Origin of the sequence: Streptomyces sp. NPDC048521 (assembly GCF_043199855.1) — a bacterium.
Classification (GTDB): domain Bacteria; phylum Actinomycetota; class Actinomycetes; order Streptomycetales; family Streptomycetaceae; genus Streptomyces.
In genome coordinates, this window is sequence record NZ_JBICWR010000011.1 from 36,635 (window position 1) to 47,684 (window position 11,050).

The window sequence follows — 11,050 nt, forward strand, 5'->3', positions numbered from 1 at the left end:
AGAGGACCGTCCATGACGCACTCGATCGACCCGTTCACGCCGGCCGTCGAACTCGCCGCGGCCATCCGTCGCAAGGAGGTGAGTCCACTCGAGGTGGCCGACTGCTTCCTCGAACGGATGGATGCGCTCGACCCCCGACTGAACGCCTTCTGCCACCGGGCCGACGACGACGTCCGCAAAGCTGCGGCGGCCGCGTCGGACGCCGTGGCGCGGGCCGCGTCGGCCGAGGACCTTCCGCCGTTCCACGGCGTACCGCTGCCGGTCAAGGATCTGGTGGACGTGGCCGGTTGGCCCACCACTCATGGGTCCGCCGGCGCCGGGAAGGCACCGGCCGACGCGTCGGATCCGATCGTGCGACGGTTCGTGGACGCGGGCTTCGTCCTGCTCGGCAAGACCACCACCTCCGAGTTCGGCAGCCTGCCCTTCACCGAGAGCGACGCCCTGGGCGTCTCCCGCAACCCCTGGGACCCGGACCGTACGCCCGGCGGGTCATCGAGCGGAGCCGGCGCTGCCGTCGCCGCCGGGATGGCACCCATCGCCCACGCCGAGGACGGCGGCGGGTCGATACGCATTCCCGCGTCGTGCAACGGCCTCGTCGGGCTCAAACCCACCCGCGGCCTGATCACCAACGCCGTCGTGGAGGTGGAGGGTCTCGGCACCAGCGGTGTGCTCACCCGCTCGGTGGCGGACACCGCGGCGGCCCTGGACGTGCTGGCGCGTCATGATCCGGCCGCGTGGTGGTCGCCCCCTACGCCGCCCACGTCCTTCACCGGTGCGTTGAAGACGGACATGCCGACCGGGTTGCGGATCGGTGCGCTCATCGACTCCCCGATCGACGGGATACGTGTGCACCCGGCGTGCATCGCGGCCGTCGACGCCGCTCTCCGGACGCTCGAATCGGCCGGCCATCACCTCGTCGACACGCCCCTTCCGCTGCCGCCGACCGACGAGCTGGTCGCGGCGTTCACGACCCTGTGGAACGTCGGCGGCGCTGGAACGACGCTCGCGGAGCCGGACCGTGTCGAGCCGCACAATCGGGCCCTGCGTGAGGCGGCGGCAGCGATCGACTCGTGGGCGTTCACAGAAAAGGTGAGAACGGCCCAGCAGTTGTCGAGGCGCATGGTCGAAGGCTTCCTCGCCGGCTTCGATCTCCTCGTCACGCCGACGATGGCCTGCCTCCCGCCGCTCGTGGGAGCCTGGCGGGCGGGCACCCACGACGATCCCCTCAAAGCACTGGTGAACAGTTACCCGATGGGTGTGTTCACGTCGGTTTTCAACGTGACCGGCCAGCCGGCGGTCTCCCTGCCGCTCCACCACGACGAGAGCACAGGCCTGCCCGTCGGCATCCAGATCGTGGCAGCGCCATGGCGAGAAGACCTCCTGCTCCAGGTGTCGCGCACCCTCGAACTCGCACACCCCTGGACCGGCCGCCGCCCGCCCGTCAGCTGAGTCCGGGCAACCCGCCGCAGACGGACGGGCGGTGAACACAGCCACGGCACCCGCCCCGGTTCGTTCGGTCCACTGCTGGACTGGTCCCTCCGCGTAGGCCGGCCTGAAGGTCAGCGAGGCGCGGAGGGTCCTGCTCGGTCGCCTCCGCGAGCACGGCCGCCACGGGGTCCGGTCGGTCGGGATGGGGACGCGGCCGGTGGGCGGCGAAGGGAGATCCGACGCCCGGCATGCCAGCAGACCCACTCGGCAGCCGGTGCGCGCGAACGTGCAGCTGCACACGCCAGTTCGTCCGGCTGCCCGGAGCCGGCCGAGACCGGCTGTCGGTGCCGTGTGAGAGAACCGGCTCAGGCCCTGACGGCCGTCGTCAGGCACCGGTACCCGGTCATGACGGGGGCGTAAATATGACACGGCGTCAAGACGCCAACGTGGCGCCATTGACCACCCCGCCGGGCCGGGCGATCTTTTGTGGCACTGCGGGACGCACCCTCTCTGACAACGATGTCCGGTCGGTCCCTGCCGCCTGTCACCTGCCTGCATCGGAGCTGCCCTGTGCGCATACCTCCCCTCGCACGACCCGACCGCGGTCGCGCGAGACCCGGCCCTCGCACCGCCCGGCCGCCCGCCACGCGATGGCGCCGTGCCGTGGGCACCGTCGCGGCGGCGCTGCTGACCGCCCTCACCGTCCAACTGCCCTCGCCCGTCGCGGCCGTCGCCGCGTCCGGGGCCGGGAAGCCGGCGACCGAGGCCCTGTGCGGCACCCCGAAGCCGGGGCAGTTCGGCTGCTTCGGCGTCCGCCGTACCGACGTCGCCAAGAGGCGGGCCCAGTCCGACGGTCCGGCGACGCCCGACGGGTACGGCCCCGCCGACCTGCGCTCCGCCTACGACCTGCCCGCGGACGGCGGCGCCGGGACCACCATCGCGATCGTCGACGCGTACGACAACCCCCGCGCCGAACAGGACCTCGCCGTCTACCGCGCGCAGTACGGCCTGCCGGCCTGCACCACCGACAACGGCTGCTTCCGCAAGGTCGACCAGCGCGGCGGCACCGAGTACCCCGCGCCCGACGACGGCTGGGCCGGCGAGATGTCCCTCGATCTCGACATGGTGTCCGCGGTGGCGCCGAAGGCGCACATCCTGCTCGTCGAGGCCGACAGCACCTACACGGACGACCTCGGCAGTGCCGTCAACACCGCGGTCGCGCTGGGCGCCCGCTACGTGTCCAACTCCTACGGCTCCTACTCCGAGGACGAGAGCGCCCAGGCCCTGGACAAGGCCTACTTCGACCACCCTGGCACGGCGGTGGTGTTCAGCTCCGGCGACAACGGCTACGGGGTGAGCTACCCGGCCTCCTCGCCGTACGTGACCTCGGTCGGCGGGACCTCGCTCACCAGGGCTCCGGCAACCGCCCGCGGGTGGTCCGAGAAGGTGTGGAACACCGTCACCACCTCCGCCTCGGGCGAGCAGCACTGGGGTGCCACCGGCTCGGGCTGTTCCCAGGTCGAGCCCCGGCCCGCGTTCCAGCCGGAGACGGGCTGCGCGGGCCGCTCGGTGGCGGACGTCAGCGCGGTCGCCGACCCCGAGACCGGGGTCGCGGTCTACAACAGCTTCTCCGACGCCGGGTGGAACGTCTACGGCGGCACCAGCGCCTCCGCGCCGATCATCGCCGGCGTGTACGCCCTGGCCGGCACCCCCGTCGAGGGCACCCACCCCGCCTCCTACCCGTACCAGACGCCCGGCGCGCTCCACGACGTCACCGAAGGCGACAACGCCAGCTGCCCCGACTCCGGTCTGTGCGGCTTCGGTACGACGCCCCGGTGCGAGCCCGCGGCCAGCTGCGCCGCCGGGCCCGGCTACGACGGCCCGACCGGGCTGGGCACCCCCGACGGCCTGGCCGCGTTCCGGCCGGGCCCGCACGGCACCGTCTCCGGCACGGTCACCGACCGGGCCACCGGCAAGGCGCTCGCGGGAGCCGCCGTACGACTGGGTGCCTACCACGCCTCGACCGGCGGTGACGGCACCTGGTCGCTCGTCGTTCCGACGGGCTCCTACCCGTTGACCGTGAGCGCTTTCGGTTACGCCGACAAGGACTTCGGGCAGGTCGAGGTCGCCGACGGCGCGCAGGTTCGGACCGACGCCGCGCTGACCACCGTTCCCACCCAGACCGTCTCGGGCACGGTCCGTGACGGCGGCGGGCACGGCTGGGGCGTGTACGCCCGGTTGACCGTCGACGGTGTGCCCGGCACCGCCTTCACCGACCCCGCCACCGGCCACTACTCGGTCCGCCTGCCGCGCGGTGCGACGTACACCCTGCGCGCCACCGCCCTCTACCCCGGCTACCGGCCCGCCACCTCGACGGTCGCGCTCGGCACCACCGCCAGGACCGTCGACCTGGACCTGCCGCTGACCGGCACCGGCACGCTGCCGCCCGGCTACACGGTCACCTACCACGGCGGCGGCCTGCAGTCCTTCGACAAGGCCGCGACCCCCGACGGCTGGAACGTGGTCGATCACACCGCCGCCGGCGGCTGGGAGTTCGGCGACTTGCTCAACCGCGGCAACCAGACCGGCGGCGCGGGCCGCTTCGCGGAGGTGGACGACTACGCCCTCGGCTGGGGCCCGGTCGACACCGAACTGATCAGCCCCGCCTACGACTTCACCGCGCAGACCGAACCGAAGCTGGAGTTCGACACCGCACTGCCGGGCACCTTCCGGCTCAACGACCCCACCGCCGACGTGGACGTGAGTACCGACGACGGCCGCACCTGGGCGAACGTCTGGCACATGACGGACGTCGTCAACGGCCCCTCGCACGAGACGGTGGCGCTGACGGCGTACGCGGGCAAGCCGTCCGTGCGGGTCCGCTTCCACTACACCGGCTCGCTGACCGGCTTCTGGCAACTGGACAACGTGGCCCTCGGCACCCGCTCGCTGGACACCGTGCCCGGCGGACTGCTGACCGGTCGGGTGACCGACGCCAACACGCGGGCCGGCGTCCTCGGCGCCACCGTGACCGCCCGCGCCGTACCCGGCGACAGCGGCCGCAGCATCGCCTCGCCCGGCGACCCCGCCGTGGGCGACGGGCTGTACTGGGCCTTCTCCTCCCGCACCGGACGGCAGCAGTTCACCGCGGACCTCGCCGGCTTCGGCTATCCGCCGGTCACCTCGACGGTGAGGGTCAAGGCCGACGCCGTGACCACGGCCGATTTCCGGCTGCGTCCCTCCCGGCTGGAGGCCAGGCCCTCCGCCCTCGGCGTCACCGTGCCCTGGGGCGGCAGGAAGAGCGTCACCGTGAAACTGCGCAACACCGGAGGCGCGCCCGCCACACTCTCCCTCGGGGAACAGAGCGTCGCGGGCGGTACGGCCGCTTCCGCGGCGGGAGCCCCGAGGCTGCGCACCGCGACGAAGGCCGGTCCGCTGGACCTCCCCCGGGCCGCGGTGAAGGCGGCCTCCGGCACTCCCACCGACCAGGCCTGGAAACCGGTCACGGACCTCCCGCAGGGGGCGAGCGGAGCCATCGCGGCCACCCACGACGGCATCCTCTACACCGGCCTCGGCCAGACCCCCGACGGCCAGTTGACCAACTCCCTGCGCTCCTACGACCCGGCCGCGGCCACCTGGAGGAACCTCGCCCCCGCCGTCGCCAAGCGGTACGGAGCGGCGGCCGGATTCATCCGGGGCAAGCTGTACGTGACGGGCGGCAAGGACGCCGCCGGGCGGCCCATCCCCGGCGGCGAGGTCTACGACCCGGCGACCGACTCCTGGTCGGCGATCGCCGACGCGCCCACCGCGTTCGGCAGCCCCGGCGCGGCGGTCGTCGGCGACAAGCTCTACCTGGTCGGCGGCTGCGCGCAGTTCTTCTGCGGCAGCGGCGACGTGCAGGTGTACGACCCGGCGACCGACTCCTGGTCACACGGCCCCGCCTACCCGACGCCGACCTCCTGGACGACGTGCGGCACCGCCGACGGGACGCTGTACTGCGCGGGCGGCGTCCACCAGACCGACGGCGGGCTGCCGCGGGCGACCGCGGTCGGCTACGCCCTGGACGTGGCCAAGGGCCGCTGGACCCCGATCGCCGATCCGCCGGCCGACGTCTGGGGTGCCGCGGGCACCGCTGCGGCGGGGCGGCTGCTCATGGCCGGCGGCGTGCTGGTCTCGTCGGGCGCCGCGACCAACGAGGCCTATTCCTACGACCCCTCCACCGACGCCTGGACCACGTTGCCGAACCTCCCGCAGCCGCTGTACGCGGCGGCCTCAGCGCCGGGCTGGTACGTCGTGGGCGGGCAGAGCCCGGACCGTGTGCCCCAGTCCGCCGCGCAGGTGCTGCCGGGCTGGGACAGGCCGCATGGCGACGTGCCGTGGCTGGACGCGACGGCGAGCGCGCGGACCGTCGCCCCTGGGCGGACGGTGCGGCTGACCGTCACCGCCGACGCCACGGCGATGGGGCCTTCGGACGCCGGGGTGCACCAGGCACGCCTGGTCGTCGACAGCGACGGCCCGTACGGCTCGGTCACCGTGCCCGTCACCCTCACCGTGGTGCCGCCGCACGGCGCGCTCCGGCTCACCGGCACGGTCACCGGAAGCAGGGCGGACCGCGCGGCGGTGCCGCTGGCCGGGGCCACGGTCCGCGTCACGGCCGACGGCGGGGTGCACACCCTGCGCACAGCGGTGGACGGCCACTACGAGGTGTGGCTGCCGGACGCGCACGGTGCCGTCGGCCTCGTGGTGAGCGCCGAGGGCTACCGGCCGCAGCGGCGCACCGTACACCCGGACGGCGCGGGCGAGTTCACGGCCGACGTCAACCTCGCCGAGCGGTAACCCGGGGCTCCGCGGGGCCTACGGCATGGCGGTGGGCCGGGGCTCCGCGGGGTTTACAGCACGGCGGTAAGCCGGGGGCTCCATGGGGTCGGCAGGACGGTAGTCCGGAGGGCTCCGTGGGACCGGTCGCGCGGCGGGATCCTGCGGGCACCCTCACGCGACGGGCGTCGGCCCAGCGCGGGCGCCGGACGGGTCAGGAACCGGCGGAGGCAGCGGCCGTCGTCCCGGAGTCCGGCCCATCTGCCCCGGGGTCAACGGAGGCCACGGCCGTCTCCCCCGACGCCGGCCCGCCGGCCCCGGGATCGTCCGGCGTCCACCAGCCGCGCTGTGCCGCGAGCACGCCCGCCTGGAACCTGCTGGCCGCGCCGAGCCGTCCCAGCAGGGCGTGGACCCGCCGCTGCACCGTACGGTGCCCGAGGCCCAGATGGCGGGCGATGGCCTCGTCGGACAACCCCAGGCCCAGCAGGGACACGATGCGCCGTTCCTCCTCGTTGACGAAGGCGTCCGGCCCGTCCTGGGCGGCACGGCCGGGCACGAAGGGCTGCGCCTGCTGCCACAGGGTCTCGAAGAGCACGCTGAGCGCGTCGAGCAGGGACGAGGGGTGCACCAGGATGCAGGTGTCCAGGACCTGAGGAGTCGACACCAGGGGGATGAGGCCTGCCTGGTCGTCGGCGAGCAGCAGCTTCATCGGCGCCCGTGGCACGACGCGCACCTCCTCTCCGGCGGCGGCATCTCGCTCGATCCGGCCCACCACCCCGGGCAGGCGCAGCGCGTCCCTGCCGTGGATGAAGCGGCTGCGGATCTGGTTCCCGTCGATGTTGACGACGGAGTTGACCCGGCCGCCGTGCCCGGCCTCCGCGTAGGGCGGGGCGTCGATGCCCCGGATCTCCCGTTCGGCCCGCCGGAACAACTGCTCCCCGCAGCGCGCCACGCCCTCCGCACCGGAGATCACCTCGATGAGCGACGTCGACGTCCGCCCGCCTCTGGCCCGCTGATGACGTTCGCCCAGGCGTTGCGCGAGGGCTCGGACGCGCCGAATGTCACGCTCCCGCGCCAGGAGGAGCACTTCCACCGCGTGCTCCGGAGGGAGGGCGGTGTACCGCGCGGGACGGCCGGGGACGCGGGCGATCAGACCGCCGTCCTCCAGCCGGACCAGGATGTTCTCCAGATCGAAGCGTTCCGTACGGGTCCGCTCCGCCAGCTCCGTCACGGTGAGCGGGCGGCTGTCGACGAGAACGAGATAGGCGGCCTCGGCCCGCTCGTCCAGACCCAGGACTTCGAGCACCGCACACCCCCAACCACCGAGCGAGAGCATCGTTTCCCGGCCACCGCCCCAAGGGCCGCTCTCCAGAGGCAGAAGCGTAACGGCTCGGACCTGCACGGCCTGCCCGGCACCGCGGCCGGGTCGTTCGTCCCGCGTTCGGTCACAGCAGCGCCGTAGCCGTGGCCTCCGTCTGCGCGACGTCCTGCCTCCGCCGGCCACCGCTTCCTGCGTACTGCTCACCGTTCCCGGACCCGACCGCGCGAACAGTCCCACGGCGCCCAAATCACCGGCCTGCCCAGCCTCTCTGACTGAGCATCAGAAAAACTGACGGTCATCCGACGAACTTTTCGGCTCGGGCGTGTGATCCAACCGGGTTGATGCATCGCATCACGGTCGCTCCGGTATCCGCGCAGCGGAGGCCGAGGCGGCCGCGGGTAGCGTCCGCGCCCAACACGCGGGACGCAGAAGGGATTCGTGTATCTGTGCATGGGACAAGAGGGAGACGGCCGACCACACGCGCCACGGCCGGCGGGGGCCGGGTGGCCGGCGGACTGACGGTCGTGGCCGCGGTGTGCGCCCTGGTGGTCGGAGTCCTGGCCTCCCCGCACGCCGTGGCCGACTCGCCCACGGGCCGTGAGGTCGCCCGGTCGGCTGCCGTCGCCGACAACGGTGAGCCGGTGGTGCGGTTGCGGCAGGAGGTGAGGTCCGGGTCGTTGCTGGCCGGGCACGGCGTGCGCGCCGTCTGCCCGCGGTGCGCGGCCCAGGTCGTCACCGAGAAGACCGGCAGCACCACCCCGTTGCGCGCGTCCGCGCCCGCGGGCTACGGTCCGGCCGACCTGGCCACGGCGTACCACCTGCCCGCGACGTCGAAGAGCACGGCGACCATCGCGATCATCGACGCGGGTGTGGACCCCACCCTCGCCTCCGATCTGGCCACGTACCGCTCCACTTTCGGTCTGCCTGCGTGCGACACGGCGTCCGGCTGCCTGACGCTGAAGGACTACACCGGCGGCGAACAGCCGGCGCCGCAGAAGAGTGGCGCCGGAGCGGCCCTCGAGGAAGCGCTCGCCCTCGAGACGGCCCTCGACCTCGACGCGGCCTCCGCCGCGTGCCCCACCTGCCACCTGATGGAGATCTCCGTGCCCTGGCAGGACGGCGAGGACGACAACGATGTCTCCACCGGCGACTTCGCCCAGGCGGTGAACACCGCGGTGGCCGGCGGCGCCTCGGCGGTCAGCATCAGTTACGGCTACACCGCGGATGTGACCAACACGAGCGGTGTCGTCCTGAAGGCGCTCACGCACAAGGGCGTCGCGATCACCGCCTCCACCGGGGACGCGGGCTTCAACGGCGGCATCCACCAGTTGTGGCCGTCCAACCTGCCCTCGGTGGTCGCCGTGGGTGGCGTCACCTTGCCCGCCACCGGCCCGGCGACGGCCTGGTGGGGCGCCGGCAGCGGCTGCGAGACCCGCTTCGCCGCGGCCACTGGGCAGCCCGCCTCGGCCACCGCCGCGTGCGGTCACCACCGGGCCGCCGCCGACGTGTCCGCGGACGCCGACCCGGCGACCGGCCTGGCCGTCTACGACACCTACGCGCCGAGCAGCGGCGAGCCCAACGACTGGACGATCGTGGGCGGCACGAGTGCCTCCGCTCCGTACCTCGCGGGCCTGTACGCCCGTGCCGGCCACCTGGCCTCCGTGCAGGGCCCCAACACCCTCTACAAGGCCCCGCCGTCCGACCTCACGGACATCACCAGCGGCAACAACGAGGACTACCGCCAGTGCGCCGAGTACCCCGGGACCGGTGAATCGCTGTGCAACGCAACCGCCGGCTGGGACGGGCTGACCGGAATCGGCATGCCCCACGGCCTCGGCGCGTTCTGATCCGCTTCTTCCCCCGACGACAAGAGAGAGGACCCGTCCCCATGCGGCGAAGGACTCGGGCAATGGCGGTCGTGGCGGCGCTGTCCGCCACGCTCCTGACCGGCTCGGCGATGGCGAGCGCCAGCACGACCAAGGCGTCGCCCCCGCCCTGCACCACCAACAACGTCTCGTTCTACTTCGGTGGTTACTCCTACGGACTCAGCCATCGCAGCTTCGACCTGACGCTGCTCGCACACGACGGCATCACCTGCAGCCTCAGCGACACCCCGCTGATCACTTTCAGCTCTCCACCGGACGAGACCGCGAAGGTCCCCGTGACCGTCAACGGCCGCGGCGGCACGCTCGTGCTGCGCTCCGACTCGCCGCTGCACGCGACCGTCGCCTACTCGATCCCCGACACGCAGGAGGACAAGGTGGAGGTCAACGGCCTCAAGCTCGCCATGCCCGACGGGAGCAGCCGCGCGACGAGTTTCCTCTTCCCCGGCACCACCGACATCTACAAGGGCGGAATTCTTGTCACGTCCTGGGAGACCGGTATCGGCCTGGGCCAGGAAGAGGGGCTCTGAGCGCTGCCTGCGGGCATCTGACGCCGTGCTAGCTGCCCCGGCGGCACAGGGGGCCTGGAGTCGTACGGTTCTGCGCGCCGAGCCGAGCCGTACGACGCTCGGGCGCGGTACCGGCTCATCCCCGCGTTCCGCGTCGACGGCCTTGCGTCGTTCGCCCTCGGCTGCCGCTGACCGCCGCGAGCGACGGCCCGAACGTCTCGCGCGCTTCCCGGGTTTCGGCGATTTCAGTCCCTTGGGCCCCTGGAACGAGCGCTCCGGGTGAGTCCCCGGTGCGGCAGAGCGCCGTCGGCTCGGGACGACGAGGAGCACGTGCTGCCCGTCGTCGCGGGCCGAACGGGCTACCGGGGTCAGGTGCGGATGCGCGGCTCAGGCGTTCGCGAGAGCCGACCGGATCGCGGTGCGGGCGGCGGCGCGGTGGAGCAGTCGGCGGTCGGCCTCGCTCGTCCCTCCCCATATCCCGTGCGTCTCGCGGCTCTCCATCGCCCACCGTCGGCAGGGTTCGACGACGGGACACCGGCGGCAGACGGCCTTGGCCTCCTCGATCTGCAGCAAGGACGGGCCGGTCTCACCGATGGGGAAGAAGAGTTCGGGATCCTCGCCACCGCACGCACTTCTCGCTTGCCAGTCGGCGCCTGCGAGGGGATCGCGGTACATCGGTCCTCCAGGAAGGTTGGTTGAGACACCCGTCAGGGCGAACACCGCGGGCGTGCCGACAGCCAAAGGTATCTGCCGGGTGAGTCCGATGTCCCCCGTTTTAGGCATACATGTTTCATTGCATGGGTGATGGCAGGATATACCGATACATGTGGGCGGTCGCGGTATCGCCGAGGGCGTTGCAGACCCGTGTTCGTGCGTCGCTACTGGGTGAGGGCGACTTCGCCGGTGCAGGGGGACGGTGCGGGCGAAACCGGACCACGTCGCGGGAGCTGGCCCACGTGCTCGAGGATCTTGGCCGCGCTCCGCCTGGCCGGGCGATGGCGCGCAGTTCGTCCGGACCTTCAAGAAACCTCCACGGCCGACCGGCCTCGCCGGCCACTAGGGTGGCGGGGACCCTGCACCCCCATCCTCGGTAG

6 protein-coding genes are annotated in these 11,050 nt (G+C 72.8%); 4 read left to right on the top strand and 2 right to left on the bottom strand.

Features of this window, described 5'->3' with window-relative positions; translation table 11 throughout:
• The first annotated feature begins 12 nt into the window (after nt 1-12).
• Entirely contained in the window at nt 13-1,449 is a 1,437-nt protein-coding gene (locus tag ACGFRF_RS24645; RefSeq protein WP_393743304.1) for an amidase, read from the top strand.
• 642 nt (nt 1,450-2,091) lie between these two features.
• Nucleotides 2,092-6,264 carry a carboxypeptidase regulatory-like domain-containing protein gene (locus ACGFRF_RS24650; protein ID WP_393743306.1) on the top strand — a complete coding sequence of 1,391 codons (4,173 nt, stop codon included), beginning with the start codon at nt 2,092-2,094 and terminating at the stop codon, nt 6,262-6,264.
• 193 nt (nt 6,265-6,457) lie between these two features.
• On the opposite strand, the gene ACGFRF_RS24655 is transcribed toward ACGFRF_RS24650, so the two are convergent.
• The gene (locus ACGFRF_RS24655) at nt 6,458-7,549 is read right to left on the bottom strand and encodes a helix-turn-helix domain-containing protein (protein WP_393743308.1); all 1,092 of its coding nucleotides are present in this window, start codon (nt 7,547-7,549) and stop codon (nt 6,458-6,460) included.
• Between the two features lie 518 nt (nt 7,550-8,067).
• Between ACGFRF_RS24655 and ACGFRF_RS24660 the strand changes: the two genes are divergently transcribed.
• Nucleotides 8,068-9,411, top strand: a complete 1,344-nt coding sequence (locus tag ACGFRF_RS24660; RefSeq protein ID WP_393743310.1) for a peptidase S8 — start codon at nt 8,068-8,070, stop codon at nt 9,409-9,411.
• A 62-nt stretch (nt 9,412-9,473) separates the two neighbouring features.
• Nucleotides 9,474-9,977: a hypothetical protein gene (locus tag ACGFRF_RS24665; RefSeq protein WP_393743312.1), complete on the top strand. Its 504-nt coding sequence runs from the start codon at nt 9,474-9,476 to the stop codon at nt 9,975-9,977.
• Nucleotides 9,978-10,343: 366 nt separating this feature from the next.
• On the opposite strand, the gene ACGFRF_RS24670 is transcribed toward ACGFRF_RS24665, so the two are convergent.
• Nucleotides 10,344-10,631: a WhiB family transcriptional regulator gene (locus ACGFRF_RS24670; RefSeq protein ID WP_393743313.1), complete on the bottom strand. Its 288-nt coding sequence runs from the start codon at nt 10,629-10,631 to the stop codon at nt 10,344-10,346.
• Between the last annotated feature and the right edge of the window lie 419 nt (nt 10,632-11,050).